The organism is Uniformispora flossi (assembly GCF_049534875.1).
GTDB lineage: Bacteria > Actinomycetota > Actinomycetes > Streptomycetales > Streptomycetaceae > Yinghuangia > Yinghuangia aomiensis.
Genome location: NZ_JBMULZ010000015.1, coordinates 214,818 through 231,893, shown reverse-complemented (window position 1 = coordinate 231,893; position 17,076 = coordinate 214,818). Strand labels below are relative to the sequence as shown.

Below are 17,076 nucleotides of genomic sequence, written 5' to 3'. Positions count from 1 at the left end.
CACTGCGGCCCCCCCCGGGGGGGGGGTGGGGGGGGGGGGGGGGGCCGCCCGCGCGTGGGGGGCGCCCGGGCGCCGGGGGGCGCGGCCCCCGGGGGCGCCCCGCCCCCGCGGCATGGTCGGGCGCCGCGGGATGGTCAGGCGGCGCAGTTGTGGTACGCCGCGACGAGCCAGGTGCCGTCGTCCGCGCGCTCCAGCGCCCAGGTCACGAGCACCCAGCGGTCGTCGGGGACATCGGTCTCGCCCGCGAACACGACACAGCTGCGGCCGACGACGACGGCCGCGTCGCCGCGCCCGCCGAGGAACCGCACGCCGCCGATCTCGTCGCGGACGGTCGACCCCTTCAGCGGGCCGGCGAACCCGGCGGCCATCGCGGCCCGGATCTGCTCGCGGCCGTTGCGGAACGAGCCGGGCAGGGTGGCGGTGGCGTCGGGGGTGTAGACGGTGACGAACGCGTCGGCGTCGTTGGCGGCCCAGGCGGCGTAGACGGTGTCGATGACGCCGCGGACCTGCTGCTCGGGGGTCGCCTGGGCGGTCGCGGTCGCGGCGGCCTCGGTGGTCTGGGCGGTCTGCGTGGCGGTCATGGCGGGCTCCTCGGCTCGATTCCGGATGGTGCGCCTGTACCTACCGGCGGGGTCCGCGGAATTCATCGGTGCTTTCGCCGCGATTCACCGATGACTTCCGGGCCGGCCGCCGGTACATACACATTCAGGCGTCGACGCACTCCGTCACCGCACCGAGAGAGGCAGGCATGGCCACCATCAGCAGCGACCCCACCGGCGTCCCGGATCCCGCCGCCGAGTTCGCCCGCCGCACCGACCCGTACCGCCGGGAACTGCTGGCCTACTGCTACCGGATGCTCGGCTCGGTGCACGACGCGGAAGACCTCGTCCAGGACACCCTGCTGCGTGCCTGGCGCGCGTACGACCGCTACGACGCGACCCGGGCGGGCATGCGCACGTGGCTGTACCGGATTGCCACGAACGTGTGCCTCACCGCGCTGGACACCCGCAAGCGCCGCCCCCTGCCCAGTGGCCTCGGCGCCCCCGACGAGGACCCGCTGACCCCGCTGAACTACGCGCCCGAGGTCCCGTGGCTCCAGCCGATCCCGGACGCGTGGCTCGCCGACCCCGGCCAGGTCGTGGCGTCCCGCGGGACGCTGCGCCTCGCGTGGGTCGCCGCGGTGCAGTACCTGCCCGCCCGGCAGCGCGCGGTGCTGATCCTGCGGGACGTCCTCGAATGGTCGGCCGCCGAGACCGCCGCCCTGCTGGAGACCACCCCGGCCGCGGTCAACAGCGCCCTCCAACGGGCCCGGGCCCGGCTGTCCACGGCCGGCCCCGCCGAGCACGAGGTCGCGGAGGCCGCCGTCGACCGCGCCGTGGTCGACCGCTACGCGGCGGCGTTCGAGAAGGCGGACATCGAGGCGCTCACGGCGCTGCTCGCGCACGACGCGATCCTGGAGATGCCGCCGGTCAGCACGTGGTTCGTCGGACGGGACCGGTACGCGGCGTTCATGGGGTGGGTGTACGGCGCCAACGGGACCGACTGGCGCGTCGTGCCGACGGCGGCCAACGGGAGCCCGGCGATGGCGGCGTATGTGCGGACCGGGCCCGGCGACGGTGCGGTGTACCGGCTGCACACCCTCCAGGTGTTCGACGTGGCCGAGGGGCGGATCGTCAGGAACACGGTGTTCCAGGACCCGGAGGTGCTCGCGTTGTTCGACCTGCCGGCTCACGTCTGACAGACGCCTCATGCCTGATGGGCGATTGCGCAAATGTGTTGTCCACAGGGTGAATTCGGGGGCGGGGTTATCCACAGATTCGGGATTTCGGGCTGGGAAAGGGGAATTCGCCGGGGTGCCTCGACCTAACGTCGGGGCATGACGAAATCCACGAAGTTCTCCGGTGCCGCTGCGAACACGCGTGTGCTGTCGCGGTTGGACGGCCTGTTCGCCGACGATGCCGCGCGGCGCGAGGTGCGGCGGGAGGCGCGGGCGGGGGCGCCGCCGGACCGGCCGCCGGATGACGCTCCACCGGGTCGTCGGCTGCTCGCGGGGGACCACGCGGGGACGCCGCCGCCGTTGTCGGGCGGGTCCGGCGTGAACCGTGCGGAGACGCACCGGCCTGTGCCTGCCCGACCCGGCTCCGTACTGCCCGACTCCGTCCTCCCCGCACCCGTTGCGCCCGTGCCCGTCCGACCCGACCCCGTGCCGCCCGCACCCGGCCGCACCGACCCCGGTGCGGCCGAGGAAGGCGACGGGTGGGAGCGGTTGTTCGCCCGGCTGTCCGATCAGGACGCCTCTGACGCCTCTGACACCTGTGACGCCTCTGACACCTCGGTCGGCGCGGCCACTGTGGTCACCGGCGGGCAGGACACCGCCCGGCTGCCCGCAGTCCCGCTCCGCGGTCGGGTCGCCGACGCCGTCGCCGACCGGATTCCGCCGCACCTCAAAGCGTTGCGGGTCGGCATGGACCGGCGGGCGGTCGCCGCCGTGGCGGTGCTGGCGCTGCTGGCGGTCGTGCTGGCCGGGGCCGGGTGGTGGCGGGCCCGTCCGCAGGCGGTTGCGGTGCCGCCGGTGGTCGGGGGCTCCACCCGGGCGACGTCCGGCCCGGGTGCGGAACGGGCCCGCGTGGCACCGGGGCCCGGCTCGCCCGCGGCCGTCATGGTGCCCGGTGTCGAAGCGAGCGCCGTGCCTACGGCTCCGCCGACCGTCTCGGTGCACGTCGTGGGCAAGGTCGCGCAGCCCGGTGTCCTCGCCCTGCCCGCCGGTTCCCGGGTGGACGACGCGCTCAAGGCGGCCGGCGGGGTGCTGCCGGGGACCGACCTGTCCGTCCTCAACCTCGCGCGCGTGCTGGTCGACGGCGAACAGATCCCGGTGGGCGTGCCCGGGGCCACGGCACCGCCGCCGGTGCCTGCGGCGGTGCCGGGACCGGCTGCCGCGGGCGCGGGTGGCGGCAAAGCGGCGGCCGGCGGCGTGGTCGACCTCAACACCGCGACCGCCGAACAACTCGACGCCCTGCCCGGGATCGGCCCCGTCATGGCCGCCCACATTCTCGACTGGCGCCGCGAACACGGACGTTTCACGTCGGTCGACCAACTCCGGGAAATCCGCGGCATCGGGGCCCGCCGCCTGGAGGAAATCCGTTCGAAGGTGCGGGTATGAACGTCCGTGGGAGCGGCACGCCCCCTTTCCGTGCCTCCTCGGGACCTGGGAAGGAAAAGGAGAAAGCCGAAAACGTCCTCGATTTACGGCTGGTGCCAGGTGCGTTCGCCGCCTGGGCAGCCGCATGGGTCGCCGTCGACGTGCCGGCCCGAACCGTCCGGCTCGTTGTCGGGGCATGCCTGCTCGGCGCCGCGGTGCTCGCCCGACGCGGGTGCGGACCGGTGCGGGCCACAGCGGCCGTGGTGCTGGTCTGCCTGGCAGCGGGCGGGGGTTCCGCCGCTCTGCTCACGTCCGGCGAACGTGCCGGCCCGGTGCCCGGGTTGGCCGCGGAGGGCCGTACCGCCACGATCCGGTTCACGGTGACCGACGACCCGGCGGCCGTCGCCCCGAAAGTCCGGGGCGACGCGCGGGGCGGGGGATCCGTGCGGGTGCGGGCCCGCGCCGACGACGTCACGGTGGGGGCCGCCTCGGCGGGCAGCACACATACCCGCACGCCCCTCACCATCCTCGCCCCGGCCTCTCCCGCCTGGTCCCGCCTCCTGCCCACCACCCGGGCCGAAGTCGCCGGGCGGCTGGTGCCCGCCCGCGACGGCGGCCCCGACGCCGCGCTCCTGCTCGTCCGCGCCGCCGAGCCGCGGATCCTCGCCGACCCCGCCGCCCACCAGCGCTGGGCCGGTCACCTGCGCGAACGCCTCCGCGCCGCGTGCGCCGGGCTCTCGCCGACCGCCCGCGGACTGCTCCCCGGCCTGGTGGTCGGGGACACCCGGGCGATCCCGTCCGACCTCCTCGACGACTTCAAAGCCACCGAACTCACCCACCTCACCGCCGTCTCCGGCACGAACATCACGATCCTGCTCGGCGCCGCACTGCTCGCTTTCCGCTACGCCGGTGTCCGCGGCCGCGCTCTCCCGCTGCTCGGCGCCGGGGCGGTGCTCGCCTTCGTCGTGCTCGCCCGTCCCGATCCCAGCGTGCTGCGCGCCGCGGTCATGGGACTGGTCACCTTGGCGGCGCTGTTCACCGGGCGGCGCAGGCACGGCCCTTCGGCACTCGCCGGGGCGGCGCTCGTCCTGCTGCTCGTCGATCCCGGACTCGCGCGGAGCTTCGGCTTTGTGCTGTCGGTGCTCGCCACGGGTGCGCTGCTGCTCCTCGCGCCCCACTGGACGCGGGCGTTGGCGCGGCGCGGCTGGCCGGTCAAGGTGGCGGCGGCCGTCGCGGTGCCGTGTGCCGCGCAGGCGGTGTGCGGGCCGGTCGTGGTGACGTTCACCGACCGGGTCAGCCTGGTCGCCGTGCCGTGCAATCTGCTGGCCGAGTTCGCGGTCGTCCCGGCGACCGTCCTCGGGTTCCTGGTGCTGCTCGTGGCACCGGTGTGGCCGAGCGCAGCCGCCCTGCTCGCGCACGTGGCGGCGTGGCCTGTCGCGTGGATTGCCGCGGTGGCGCGCACCGGGGCGGGCGTGCCCGGCGCGACGGTCGGCTGGCCGGGCGGTCTCGGCGGCGGCATCGCCCTCGCGGTGGCGACGTTCGCGCTGGTCCCCCTGGTGCGGGTGATGGCGCGGCGGCCCCTGGCACTCGTCGGGATGGCGGGCCTCCTCGTGGTGATGCTGCTCCGGCCCGCGGCCGTGGTCAGGCCGTTGACCGGTTGGCCGCCGCCCGGCTGGCATCTGGCGATGTGCGACGTCGGCCAAGGCGACGCGCTCGTCCTGAACGCGGGTCCGCGGACCGCGGTGGTGGTGGACGCCGGTCCGGATCCGCGGCCGGTCGACCGCTGCTTGGGCGAACTCGGCGTCCGCGGGATCCCGTTGGCGATCCTCAGCCACTACCACGCCGATCACGTCGAGGGCCTGCCCGGTGTGCTGCGGCACCGCGCGGTCGGTGCGGTGGCGGCCACGCCGGTGGCCGAACCGGCGGGCGAGGCCGCCCGCGTGCGCCGCTGGACGACGGCCGAGGGTGTCCCGCTGCTGGCCGCCGAGTACGGCGAGGAACGCGTCTTCGGCGACCGGGTCCGGCTCCGCGTCCTCGCCCCGCACGACCCGGCCGGGGTGCGCCGGCTGTCCGGATCGGTGCCGAACAACGCGAGCCTGGTGGTGCTCGCCGAGGTGTCCGGCGTGCGGGTGCTGCTCACCGGCGACGTCGAACCGGACGCCCAGCACCTGCTGCGTACCGAGACCGCCGGCCTGCGCATCGACGTCCTCAAGGTGCCGCACCACGGGTCGGCACACCAGGACCCGGCCCTGGTCCTCGGTCTGCGTCCGCGCATTGCGCTGGTGTCGGCGGGACGCGGGAACCCGTACGGACACCCGGCACCCGCCACCACCGCGCTGCTGGCCGCGGCCGGGGCCGTGGTGCCGCGCACCGACCGGGACGGGAGCGTCGCGGTGAGCGGGCCGCCCGCGGCGCTGCGGGTGGTCGCCCGCGGCCGGGACCGGGTTGTCGCGGCGGCGTGCGATGCTGTCCGGGATGGCCAGGAAATCTGCAGACGACCCGCTCGCCCCGGTGACCCTCGTGGTCGGCCCGGAGGAACTCCTCGTCGACCGGGCGGTGGCCGTGGTCACCCGTGCCGTGCGCGCGGAGGACCCGGACGCCGACATCCGCGACCTCGCCCCCGGGGCGCTCCAGCCCGGCATGCTCGCCGAACTCGCCAGCCCGTCACTGTTCGGCGAACGCAAGGTGATCGTGGTGCGTGCCGCGCAGGACCTCGGCACGGACGTGGTCAACGACCTCAAGGGCTATCTGGCCGCGCCCGCCGAGGAAGTCGTGCTCGTCCTCACCCACCTCGGCGGGCCGAAGGGCAAGGGGCTGCTGGATGCGGCGCGCAAGGCGGGCGCCCGCGAGGTCGCGTGCGCGAAGGTCACCAAGGCCGGCGACCGACTGGCGCTGGTGAAGACCGAGTTCCGCACCGCGGGCCGTTCGGTCACCGAGGACGCGGCCCGGGCGCTGGTCGAGGCGGTCGGCAACGACCTGCGCGAACTCGCCGCCGCGTGCAGCCAACTCGCCGCCGACACCGAGGGCGTCGTCGACGAGGAGACGGTGGCCCGCTACTACACCGGCCGTGCGGAGGCGTCCAGCTTCGACGTCGCCGACAAGGCCGTGGAAGGGCGTACCGCGGAGGCCCTGGAGCAACTCCGCTGGGCGCTGTCCGTCGGGGTGGCCCCGGTCCTGGTGACCAGCGCGCTCGCCCAAGGCGTCCGCAACATCGCCCGGCTCGGCGGTGCCCCCCGCGGTGCCCGCCCGGCCGACCTGGCCCGCGACCTCGGCATGCCCCCGTGGAAGATCGACCGCGTCCGCCAACAGCTCCGCGGCTGGTCCCCCGACGGCATCGCCCGCGCCCTCCGCGCCGTCGCCGCCGCCGACGCCGCCGTCAAGGGCGGCGGCACCGACCCGGCCTACGCCCTGGAGAAGGCCGTCGTGACCGTGGCCATGACCCGCAACACCTGACCGGCGGGGCAGCACACGGCTCGGCTCCCCGTACGGGGTGAGCCGTCGGAACGAGACGCGCTTCCGGCCTGGCCGGTCGACTTCAGCACCGCCTTGCCCATCCCGCCACGCCGGGTCCTGGTCGTTGCCCGCACCCGTCCGCGGCTCGGCGGTCGTCGCGCTCCGGTCGGCCGGTTGGGCGTCCCGACCGGCCCGGATCGCCCGGCGCGCCCACCACCGCCTGCCCCAGCCCGGCCTGCGCAGTTACGTCCCGGCCTGGCCCGCGTCCCCGCCGGACCGGGGCCGTCCGTCGTGCCCGCTCCCGGCCGACCCGTCCCGGCCCGCGCGGTCATGTCCCCGGCCAGACCCGGCGCGCTGCCGGCCCCGCGTCCCGCCCCGCACCGACGCGGCCGCATCTCCCTCGTCGGCCCCGAACGCCAAGAACGCCGCCCCCGCCCGAATTGCTTCGGGGGAGCGGCGTTCCCGGGTGCCACAGAGACCGGCGGACCGGCCGGGAAGGTCAGGCCTGGAGGGAGGAGACCTTCTTGGCCAGCGCGGACTTCTTGTTCGCGGCCTGGTTCTTGTGGATGACGCCCTTGCTCACGGCCTTGTCGAGCTTCGCGTTGGCCTCGCGGGCGAGCACGGTCGCCTTCTCGACGTCGCCGGCCTCCACGGCCTCGCGGGCCTTGCGCACGGCGGTCTTGAGCGCCGACTTGACCGCCTTGTTGCGCTGGCGGTCCTTCTCGTTCGTCTTGATCCGCTTGATCTGGGACTTGATGTTAGCCACGGTAGAAAGAGCCTCGTCTTGTCGGACGTGAGTTGTCCACGTCGGGGTAGAGGGCCCTCGGTGAACTGACGACTGGTTGCGCGGCTGAGACAGTGGCACACGCAGTGGGACAGGCTACCAGGGGCCGATCAGGCCACCCAAATCGAACCCCGGGCTCAACCCGCCGCCGTGAAGTGCGTGACCTCGGGGAACGGATCGTAGAAATGGTGCAGCAGCTCGCGCCAGCGCCCGTACTCGGCGGAGCCGCGGAATCCCTGGGTGTGGTCCTCCAGCCGCTCCCACCGCACCAGCAGCAGGAACCGCGACGGGTGCTCGACGCACCGCTCGAGCCGCAGGTCCACGAAGCCCTCCTGACCCTCGATGAGCGGGCGGGCCTCGGCGAACGCGGCGAGGTACTCGTCCTCGCGGCCGGGGAGGACGTCGAGCAGCGCGTGTTCGAGGATCATGACCCGTCATCTTCCCGGGCCCGCCGCAGCCACACCAGCGCTTTTGCCGCCCGCGCGGCCTCGTAGGCGCGCAGTCCGGGCGCATACGGCGGCGCCGCCGACCGGGCCGCGTCCGTCCAGTGCCCCGCCGCCCCGGAAAGCAGCCCGCACAGTGCCTCGTGCGGGACGTCGTAGTCGGACAGGAGCCACTCCGGCAGCGCGGTCACCCCCGGATCGCGCAGGCAGAACAACAGTGCGTCGACCCACGCAGCGCCGCGCGCCGGCCGTGTCCAGTCGACCGCGACCGCCTCCCGCGACGCGCGGCCGCGCACGAGGACGTTCCCGGGATGCAGATCCGTGTGCAGCGGCCCTTCACCCTCCGCTGCGGAAGCCCAATGCCGCTCCATCGCCCGCAGCTCCCCGAGCCGCCCCGCCGCCCACGGGTCGAGCCCCGGCGGCGGCTCGGCCGCGACCCGCGCCCATCCCGACGCCAGGTGCCCGAGCGCCACCCCGACCGGCGGGATCCGGGCCGACCACGCCGCCGGATACTCCGCGGAGGCGAGCCGGGTGAGCAGGTTCCGGCAGGCCGCCAGGTCGGCCGGGTCGGTCAGGTCGGCCTCGCCGCCGGGGAGATCGGCGAACACGTCCTCGAAGAGCAGCACGAACCACCCGGCGGCGTCGAACGACGCCAGCAGCCGCGGTGCGGGGAACGTGTCCGGCATGCGCGCGCCGAACCACGCCTCCACGTCGTACTGGGCGGCGATCGGGTGGTCCTCCGGGCAGCCCTTGAGGAAGACGCGGCGCCCGTCCGGGAGCGCCAACCGGGCTGCGACGCCGCCGCTGAACCCGCCCGCGCGGTCCTCCGCGGACACCGCGGCCGCGCCCGACCGGGATGCCGCCGCGGCACGGACCTCGGGTGGAAGCGACCAGTACTCGACACGCATGGGACGATGATGGTCTACATGCCCCGCGCGCTTGCCCGCGTGCGACAGCAGTCCCCACGTCAACGATCGAGAACCTGGAAGCCTGCGTGCCCGCGACCCCCGTGAACGTGCCGGAGCCCAGCCGTACCGACCCGGCGCTGATCCGCAACTTCTGCATCATCGCCCACATCGACCACGGCAAGTCGACACTCGCCGACCGGATGCTGCAGATCACCGGCGTGGTCGACGCACGGCAGATGCGGGCGCAGTACCTCGACCGGATGGACATCGAGCGCGAGCGCGGCATCACCATCAAGTCGCAGGCCGTGCGGCTCCCGTGGACCGCCGAGGACGGGCGCACCTACGTCCTCAACATGATCGACACCCCCGGCCACGTCGACTTCACCTACGAGGTGTCGCGCTCCCTCGCCGCGTGCGAAGGCGCGATCCTCCTCGTCGACGCCGCGCAGGGCATCGAGGCGCAGACCCTCGCCAACCTGTACCTGGCGCTGGAGAACGACCTCCAGATCATCCCGGTGCTCAACAAGATCGACCTGCCCGCCGCGCAGCCGGAGAAGTACGCCGAGGAACTCGCGCACATCATCGGCTGCGAGCCGAGCGACGTGCTGCGCGTGTCCGGCAAGACCGGCGAGGGCGTCGCCGAACTCCTCAACGAGGCCGTGCGCCTGGTCCCCGCGCCGGTCGGCGTCGCGAACGCGCCCGCCCGCGCGATGATCTTCGACTCGGTGTACGACTCGTACCGCGGCGTCGTCACCTACGTCCGTGTCGTCGACGGCCAGCTCAACAAGCGCGAGCGCATCCAGATGATGTCGACGGGCGCGACCCACGAACTGCTGGAGATCGGCGTCATCTCGCCGGAGCCCAAGCCCGCGGACGGGCTCGGCGTCGGCGAGGTCGGCTACATCATCACCGGCGTGAAGGACGTCCGGCAGTCCCGCGTCGGTGACACCATCACCAGCCTGCACAAGGGCGCCACCGAAGCGCTCGGCGGCTACAAGGACCCGCGCCCGATGGTGTTCTCCGGCCTGTATCCGCTCGACGGATCGGACTACCCGGAGCTGCGCGACGCGCTCGACAAGCTGCAACTCAACGACGCGGCACTGGTGTACGAGCCGGAGACGTCCGCGGCCCTCGGCTTCGGCTTCCGCTGCGGCTTCCTCGGCCTGCTCCACCTGGAGATCATCCGCGAGCGCCTGGAACGCGAGTTCGGCCTCGACCTGATCTCCACCGCGCCGAGCGTGGTCTACCGCGTGGTGATGGAGGACGGCACCGAGCACACGGTGACCAACCCGAGCGAGTTCCCCGGCGGCAAGATCTCCGAGGTGCACGAGCCCGTCGTGCGGTCCACCGTCCTGGCGCCGAGCGAGTACGTCGGCGCGATCATGGAGCTGTGCCAGTCCCGCCGCGGCAGCCTGCTCGGCATGGACTACCTGTCCGAGGACCGCGTCGAACTGCGGTACACGCTCCCGCTCGCGGAGATCGTCTTCGACTTCTTCGACCAGCTGAAGTCCAAGACGCGCGGCTACGCGTCGCTGGACTACGAGCCCACCGGCGAGCAGATGGCCGACCTCGTCAAGGTCGACATCCTGCTGCAGGGCGAAGCCGTGGACGCGTTCAGCGCGATCGTCCACAAGGACAAGGCCTACAACTACGGCGTCGAGATGACGAAGAAGCTGCGCGAGCTGATCCCGCGCCAGCAGTTCGAGGTGCCGATCCAGGCGGCCATCGGCGCGCGCGTCATCGCCCGCGAGAACATCCGCGCGATCCGCAAGGACGTCCTCGCCAAGTGCTACGGCGGCGACATCTCCCGCAAGCGCAAGCTGCTGGAGAAGCAGAAGGAAGGCAAGAAGCGCATGAAGATGGTCGGCCGCGTCGAGGTGCCGCAGGAGGCCTTCATCGCCGCGCTGTCGACCGACTCGGACGGGCCCAAGAAGGAGAAGTAAGCCCGCACGCAAGCCCGGCCGCGTCGGCCGCGTCGGCCGCGTCGTCCGCACGACGCCCGCGCCGCACAGGAGTCCGCCCGCCGACCGGTATCCGGTCGGCGGGCGGTGTCCGTTTGCCCGGGGCGAAGCAGGCTGCCGTTCATCGGCCTTGGGCCTGCGAGGAGGGAAGGCCCCGGTTTTCCAGCGCGAGGATGATTAACCCGACAAGTCCGACTCACACCCGCCGTTCGTTTATCGGGCGCCCTTGGAATGGCGATGGCACCGGGGTCCGCGGCCTCCGCTACTACCGCGTAAGGGCCCGCCGGACTATGTTGACCGATCATCAATAAGCGTGACGCAGGGCACAGCCACCGCTCCACCACACCGCTCCACCACACCGCGCCGCCGTGAACCCGCTCGGCGGCGTGACCCCACACCCCAGGGTCTCGGAGGCCGCCGTGAGCGAAACCCTTGACGCGATCGAGAACCGCCCGCCGTCCATCGCCGTGGACTTCGTCGCCCGGGTCCGGGACACACCCGACGCGGTGGCCTACCTGTTCCCGCGCCCGCTGCCGGACGGCGGCGAGGAATGGGCGTCGCTCACCTGGGCGCAGACCGCGGAGCGCGTCGACGCGATCGCCGCGGGGCTGGTCGCCCTCGGTGTGGCACCGACCGACCGGGTCGCGATCATGTGCCAGACCCGGATCGACTGGATCCTCGTCGACCTCGGCATCGTGTGCGCCGGCGCGGCCACGACCACCGTGTACCCGTCGACCAACGCCGACGAGGCCGCGTTCATCCTCGACGACTCCGGCAGCACCGTCGTGGTCGCCGAGGACGCCGCCCAGGTCGCCAAGCTCCGCGCCGAACGCGAACGTCTCGGCGCGGTCCGCAAGGTCGTCGTCATCGACCCGGAAGGCAGCCGCGCGGCCCCCGGGGGTACCGAGGCCCCCGAGGACACCGAAGGCGACGACGAGTGGGTCGTCACCCTCGCCGACCTCGAAGCCGCCGGAACCGCGCTCCTCGGCAAGGAACCCGACATCGTCGAACGCCGCATCGCCGGCATCGAACGCGACCAACTCGCCACGATCATCTACACGTCCGGCACCACCGGCCGCCCCAAGGGCGTCCGCATCCTGCACGACAGCTGGTCCTACCAGGCCGCCGCCCAGGCCACCATGGCCTTCAGCGACGGCAACGACCTGCAGTACCTGTGGTTGCCGCTGTCGCACTGCTACGGCAAGGTCATGATCTCCGGCCAGCTGCGCATCGGCTTCCCCACCGCCGTCGACGGGCGCATCCCCAAGATCGTGGAGAACCTGCCGATCGTCCGCCCCACCTTCATGGCCGCCGCGCCGCGCGTGTTCGAGAAGGTCTACAACACCGTCGTCACCCGCGTGAAAGCCGAAGGCGGCGCCAAATACGCCATCTTCACGTGGGCGGTCGGCGTCGGCCGCCGGCACGTCCGGGCCCGGGCCGCCGGGCACAGCCCCGGCCTGCTGCTCGGCCTCCAGTACAAGCTCGCCGACAAGCTGGTCTTCGCCAAGCTGCGCGAGCTGTTCGGCGGCCGCATGAAAGGCTGCATCTCCGGCAGCGCCGCGCTGTCCGACGACGTCGCGGAGTTCTTCGAAGCGATCGGCGTCCCCGTCTTCCAGGGCTACGGCCTCACCGAAGCCACCGCCGGCAACAGCGTCAACCGCTACGGCGACAACCGCCTCGGCACCGTCGGCCGCCCCCTCCCCGGCACCGAGATCCGCATCGCCGACGACGGCGAAGTCCTGGTCCGCGGCCCGGCGGTCATGGCCGGCTACCACAACAACCCGGACGCCACCGCCGAGGTCCTCGACGACGACGGGTGGCTGCACACCGGCGACATCGGCGAACTGGACGCGCACGGCTCGCTGCGCATCACCGACCGCAAGAAGGACCTCATCAAGACGTCCGGTGGCAAGTACGTCGCCCCGTCCGACGTCGAGGGCCGCTTCAAAGGCATGTGCCCGTACGTGAGCAACGTCATCGTGCACGGCAACAACCGCAACTTCTGCTCCGCCCTGATCACCCTCGACGCCGACGCGATCCGCGGCTGGGCGGACACCTCCGGCCTCGCCGGGCTCGAGTACGCCGACCTCGTCGCGCACCCCAAGGTCCGGGCGCTGCTCGACGGCTACGTGGCCGACCTCAACGCCGGACTCCAGCGCTGGCAGACGATCAAGAAGTACGCGATCCTCCCGCGTGACCTCAGCGTCGAACACGGCGAGCTGACCCCGTCCCTCAAAGTCAAGCGCGTGGTCGTGGAACGCGAGTACGCGGCCCTCCTCGACGCGATGTACAAGGGCACCCTCGTCGAGACCTGACCGGCCCGAACAGCGCCGCAACCGACGCACCTCCCGCCCCGCGGGCCCCGCCGGCCACACCGGCGGAGTCCGCGGAGCGCCACGCACCGGACCGCGTTTCGGACCGGGTTTTGGGCCGGGTTTTGGGCCGGGACCCGCCGTGGGGGACACTGGGCCGATGCCTTCCGCACTTCCCGACGGCCTGCCCGCGCCCCTCGACGGCTCGCTGCCCGCGTCCGCCACGACCGGCGACGAGCCCCGGCCGTTCGGGTTCTACGTGCACGTGCCCTACTGCGCGTCACGGTGCGGCTACTGCGACTTCAACACGTACACCGCCGCCGAGCTGGGCGGCGGCGCCTCCCAGGCCGGGTACGCCGACGACGCGATCGCGGAGGTCCGCCTCGCCCGCGGCATCCTCGGCGACGCCGACCGGCCCGTCGAAACGGTCTTCTTCGGCGGCGGCACCCCCACCCTGCTGCCCGCCGCCGAACTCGGCCGGATCCTCGCCGCGATCCGCGACGAATTCGGCCTCGCCGCGGACGCGGAGATCACCACCGAAGCGAACCCCGAGTCGGTCACCCCCGCCTATCTGGAGACGCTGCGCGAGGCGGGCTTCACGCGCCTGTCCTTCGGCATGCAGAGCGCCCGCACCCATGTCCTCCACGTGCTCGACCGGCACCACACGCCCGGCCGTGCTCAGGAGTGCGTCGCCGAGGCCCGCGCGGCCGGCTTCGACCACGTCAACCTCGACCTGATCTACGGCACCCCCGGGGAGACCGACGACGACTGGCGGGCGTCCCTCGAAGCGGCCCTCGCCACCGGACCCGACCACGTATCCGCGTACGCGCTGATCATCGAGGACGGCACCCGCATCGCGAGCCGCATCAAGCGCGGCGAACTCCCGCCCCCCGACGACGACGCCCTCGCCGACCGCTACCTCATCGCCGAGGAACTCCTCACCGCGGGCGGCCTCGGCTGGTACGAGGTCAGCAACTGGGCCGCCAACGGCGCCGCCCGCTGCCGCCACAACGAGCTGTACTGGACCGGCGCCGACTGGTGGGGCGCGGGCCCCGGCGCGCACAGCCACATCGGCGGCGTCCGCTGGTGGAACGTCAAACACCCCAAGGCCTACACCGAACGCGTCACCGCGGGCCACTCCCCGGCACACGGCCGCGAGATCCTCACCGACGAGGACCGCCGCATCGAACGCATCCTCCTCGAACTCCGCCTCAAGGACGGCGCCCCGCTGTCCCTGCTCAAGCCCGAGGGCATGGCGGCGGCCGAACGCGCGGTGAAAGAAGGCCTGTTGGACGAGGACCGCTTCGCGGACCGGCACGCCGTGCTGACCCTGAAGGGCCGCCTCCTGGCCGACGCGGTGGTCCGCGACCTGGTGGACTGACACACGAGCCGACGGCCACGCGAGCATCGTTCGCATGATGGCCACCGGTGTCTTCTCGGCTCAGTGGTCAGATGTCGATCATCAGCCGCAGGTAGACACGAATATCCTCGGCTTCCTTGTTGGAGACCTTGCCCAGCGGCCGGCCGATGAGCCGCTGTTCCGAGATCGTCCGGATATCGTCCGTCCGCGCCCAACTCGGCCGCTGCAGCCCGGACCCCTCGGGGGCCACGGCGACATGATGCGGCAACCCGCGACTCCGGGTCGTCAGCGGCACGACGATCGCCATCTCGGTCGGGAATTCGACGAACAGCGGCGAAGACACGACGACCACCGGTCGGCGGCCTGCTTGCTCCGAGCCGACGACCGGTGACAGGTCGGCCATCCACACCTGCCAGGGCTTCGACCGCCGACTCACTCGTCGCCTCGCAGTCCGTCGCCGGCGACGCCGTCCCACTCGCCCAGTTCATCCTGGTATTCGGCCCACGCGACGGGATCCGCCTGCAGCCGCTCGTACGAGCGGAGTATCGCGGCCTTGCGGTGCTCCGTCAGAAGGTGCTCCAAGGCGGTGTTCAACGTGACACCGCCGAGATCCTGCTCGGCGACACGTGCCAGGTCGTCCCGGACATCGGCACGAACCTTTATCGTGGTCATCGTCATACCCCGGAGTATACCGTCCGGTGTGCCGATGGGCGGCCGGGCGGCCCAAGCCCTCCTACAGCGCCACGTCCATGATCAAGTCAGCGAGCTGCTCGTCGATCCGGTTCAGCTCCGACGAGTAGCGGCGCAAGTCGGCGCCGGTCTTCTTGGCGTCTTCCTCGCCCTGCTCCTTGGTCTTCAGCGCGTGGCCGACCTCGTCGCGGATGCTCTTGATCTCCGAGTCGAGGCCCTGCGCGATCGCGTCGCGCATCACGCGGAGCTGCTTGGTGATCTCGTCGCCCAGGTTCTGCACGTCGACGTCGGCGCGGCCGCGGAGTTCCTCCACGACCTGTTCGGCGACCTGCTCCTTCATACGCTGGTTGGCCTTGTTCAGCTGCAGGGCGCCGCGGAACAGGTTGCCGCCCAGCAGCATCGCGAAGATCGCCACCGGGCCCAGGCCGACCATGACGGCCAGCGCGCCCACCGCGATCTGCGGCAGGAGCGTGGTGAGCATGGTGCGCAGGCTGAACTTCCCGCCGCTCAGGGCGGTACCGGGGTCGAGGACGAACGAGACCGCGTCCGCGAGGAGGCGTTCCAGCGGCGCCGCGTTCTTGTCGGACACCTTGAACATCTGCGTCTCGGCCTCGGCCGGGGTGAGCGAGGCGCGGATCTCGTCGATGCGGGTGACGAACTGCTTCACGTCGTCGTCGATCGACCGCTCCAGGTCCTCGACGCGGCGCTGCAGCAGCGGCTTGAGTTCCTTCTCCTGCCACTCGGCGAACGCGACCTGGATGCGGCCGGAGAGGTGGTCGGAGATCTCCCGGACCGCCATCTCCATCTTCTCGCGCGCCTTGAACGGGTTGGCGCCGAGTTTGTTCTCCGGGTCGTACTCGCGCGCCCACGTCGGGACCTGGCCCATCACGCGCTGCATGAACCGGCGGCCGGCGTCCTCGACTTCGGCCCGGGTCTCGCGCAGGTGGCCTTCCATCTGGGCGACGATGACCCGGCGGTTCTGCTCCAGCCGGTTCAGCGGCACCTGCACGCGCTCGTAGGTGGAACGCAGTTGGTCGACGTTCTGGTTCAGCAGCGTCTCGCGGCGTTCGATCTGCTCGCGCGCCTCGATCAGCAGGTACTTCAGCTCGCGCGCGGGGGAGAGGATCTTCGCCCGGCCGCGTTCCCGGGTGAGGAAGTCCTCCAGCGCGCGCTCGAGTTCCACCATGCCGGACTCGCAGACCAGGGCCGGGTCCTCCTTGCGGCGGCCGTTCAGCGCGGCGCGCGCGTTGACGAAGAACACCCGGTCCGGGCGGGAGACGTAGGGGCCGAGGCGCTTGCGGATCTCCCGCTGCACGTCCTCGCGCTCTTCCTCCTCGACCAGGTTGATCTTGTTGCCGACGTAGAACACGTCCTCGTGGCCGCGTGCCTTGACGTGCACGTCGAGGAACAACTGCTCACTGCGCGACATCGCGGCCTGGCAGTCCACCACGAACACCAGCACGTCGGCCTGCTCCAGATACGCAAGCGTCACGCGCTCGCGCTCCGGCGCCTCGTTCAGCCCCGGCGAGTCCACCACCACGACACCGTTGCGGCACAGCTCCAGCGGCCAGCGCACCACCGCCCGCTGGTACGGGTTCGGCGTGTTGTCGTCGTCCGCGCCGATCGTCACGTAGTCGACGATCTCCTCGACGCCGATCGGAATCGGGTCGCCCGCGCTGCCGTCCGCTTCCAGCGGGTAGATGAGGGCCGAACGCTGGTCGGCCCACATCACCTCGTTGATGATCGCCGTGCACGGCCGCGCGAACGACGGCAGCACCTTGTCGCCGAGCATCGCGTTGATCACGGTGCTCTTCCCGCGCTTGAACTCGCCGACGATCATCACCTTGAACGCCTCGGACGCGGCGCGCGTGCGCACCGAAGCGAGCTTCTTCACCCCGCTGCCGATGGACAGTCCGGAGATGATCGGGGTCAGCCGGTCGATCAGCTCGACCAGCGTCTCCTGCCGGGCACGCCAGGCGCTGTACCCGCCGTTGGAGCGCCGCATCACCGGGTTGTCGTCCACTGC

At 72.4% G+C, this 17,076-nt stretch carries 13 protein-coding genes and 1 pseudogene; 7 read left to right on the top strand and 7 right to left on the bottom strand.

Features of this window, described 5'->3' with window-relative positions; all coding sequences use genetic code 11:
- Positions 1–134: 134 nt before the first annotated feature.
- Positions 135–581, bottom strand: a complete 447-nt coding sequence (locus tag ACPA54_RS28570) for an SgcJ/EcaC family oxidoreductase (protein WP_423534249.1) — start codon at positions 579–581, stop codon at positions 135–137.
- A 167-nt stretch (positions 582–748) separates the two neighbouring features.
- On the opposite strand from ACPA54_RS28570, the gene ACPA54_RS28565 reads away from it, so the two are divergent.
- The 4 genes and pseudogenes from ACPA54_RS28565 (at position 749) to holA (ending at position 6,592) form a co-directional block, all read left to right on the top strand.
- Positions 749–1,738 (top strand): sigma-70 family RNA polymerase sigma factor, encoded by a 990-nt coding sequence (locus ACPA54_RS28565; protein ID WP_423534248.1) that lies wholly within the window; start codon positions 749–751, stop codon positions 1,736–1,738.
- 138 nt (positions 1,739–1,876) lie between these two features.
- The gene (locus ACPA54_RS28560) at positions 1,877–3,160 is read left to right on the top strand and encodes a helix-hairpin-helix domain-containing protein (protein WP_423534247.1); all 1,284 of its coding nucleotides are present in this window, start codon (positions 1,877–1,879) and stop codon (positions 3,158–3,160) included.
- A pseudogene (locus tag ACPA54_RS28555) lies at positions 3,157–5,313 on the top strand (ComEC/Rec2 family competence protein); the annotation flags it as partial. The gene ACPA54_RS28560 and the pseudogene ACPA54_RS28555, both read left to right, overlap by 4 nt.
- Positions 5,314–5,614: 301 nt before the next feature.
- Positions 5,615–6,592, top strand: coding sequence for a DNA polymerase III subunit delta (gene holA / locus ACPA54_RS28550; RefSeq protein ID WP_423534246.1), 978 nt, complete (start codon positions 5,615–5,617; stop codon positions 6,590–6,592).
- A 499-nt stretch (positions 6,593–7,091) separates the two neighbouring features.
- Here the strand turns inward: holA and rpsT are convergent, their stop codons facing one another.
- The 3 genes from rpsT to ACPA54_RS28535 all read right to left on the bottom strand — a co-directional run bounded on the left by rpsT (position 7,092) and on the right by ACPA54_RS28535 (position 8,727).
- A complete protein-coding gene (gene rpsT, locus ACPA54_RS28545; RefSeq protein ID WP_345678404.1) occupies positions 7,092–7,358 on the bottom strand; it encodes a 30S ribosomal protein S20 in 267 nt (88 codons plus the stop codon).
- A gap of 155 nt (positions 7,359–7,513) precedes the next feature.
- Positions 7,514–7,804, bottom strand: coding sequence for an antibiotic biosynthesis monooxygenase family protein (locus ACPA54_RS28540; protein ID WP_423534245.1), 291 nt, complete (start codon positions 7,802–7,804; stop codon positions 7,514–7,516).
- A complete protein-coding gene (locus ACPA54_RS28535) occupies positions 7,801–8,727 on the bottom strand; it encodes a phosphotransferase family protein (RefSeq protein ID WP_423534244.1) in 927 nt (308 codons plus the stop codon). The genes ACPA54_RS28540 and ACPA54_RS28535 overlap by 4 nt, the downstream gene beginning before the upstream one ends.
- An 86-nt stretch (positions 8,728–8,813) precedes the next feature.
- Between ACPA54_RS28535 and lepA the strand changes: the two genes are divergently transcribed.
- The 3 genes from lepA to hemW all read left to right on the top strand — a co-directional run bounded on the left by lepA (position 8,814) and on the right by hemW (position 14,381).
- Entirely contained in the window at positions 8,814–10,670 is a 1,857-nt protein-coding gene (gene lepA, locus ACPA54_RS28530; RefSeq protein ID WP_423534243.1) for a translation elongation factor 4, read from the top strand.
- 437 nt (positions 10,671–11,107) lie between these two features.
- Complete coding sequence (locus tag ACPA54_RS28525) at positions 11,108–13,003, top strand: AMP-dependent synthetase/ligase (RefSeq protein ID WP_423534242.1); 1,896 nt, start codon at positions 11,108–11,110, stop codon at positions 13,001–13,003.
- A 157-nt stretch (positions 13,004–13,160) separates the two neighbouring features.
- Positions 13,161–14,381 carry a radical SAM family heme chaperone HemW gene (hemW, locus tag ACPA54_RS28520; protein ID WP_423534241.1) on the top strand — a complete coding sequence of 407 codons (1,221 nt, stop codon included), beginning with the start codon at positions 13,161–13,163 and terminating at the stop codon, positions 14,379–14,381.
- Between the two features lie 67 nt (positions 14,382–14,448).
- Here hemW and ACPA54_RS28515 read toward each other — a convergent pair whose 3' ends face one another.
- From ACPA54_RS28515 to ACPA54_RS28505, 3 genes are read right to left on the bottom strand one after another with little or no spacing between them, the layout of a single operon-like run.
- Positions 14,449–14,769 (bottom strand): type II toxin-antitoxin system PemK/MazF family toxin, encoded by a 321-nt coding sequence (locus ACPA54_RS28515; RefSeq protein WP_423534240.1) that lies wholly within the window; start codon positions 14,767–14,769, stop codon positions 14,449–14,451.
- Positions 14,770–14,792: 23 nt separating this feature from the next.
- Positions 14,793–15,038, bottom strand: a complete 246-nt coding sequence (locus ACPA54_RS28510; protein WP_423534239.1) for a hypothetical protein — start codon at positions 15,036–15,038, stop codon at positions 14,793–14,795.
- Positions 15,039–15,093: 55 nt separating this feature from the next.
- Positions 15,094–17,073 carry a dynamin family protein gene (locus tag ACPA54_RS28505; RefSeq protein ID WP_423534238.1) on the bottom strand — a complete coding sequence of 660 codons (1,980 nt, stop codon included), beginning with the start codon at positions 17,071–17,073 and terminating at the stop codon, positions 15,094–15,096.
- Positions 17,074–17,076: the final 3 nt, after the last annotated feature.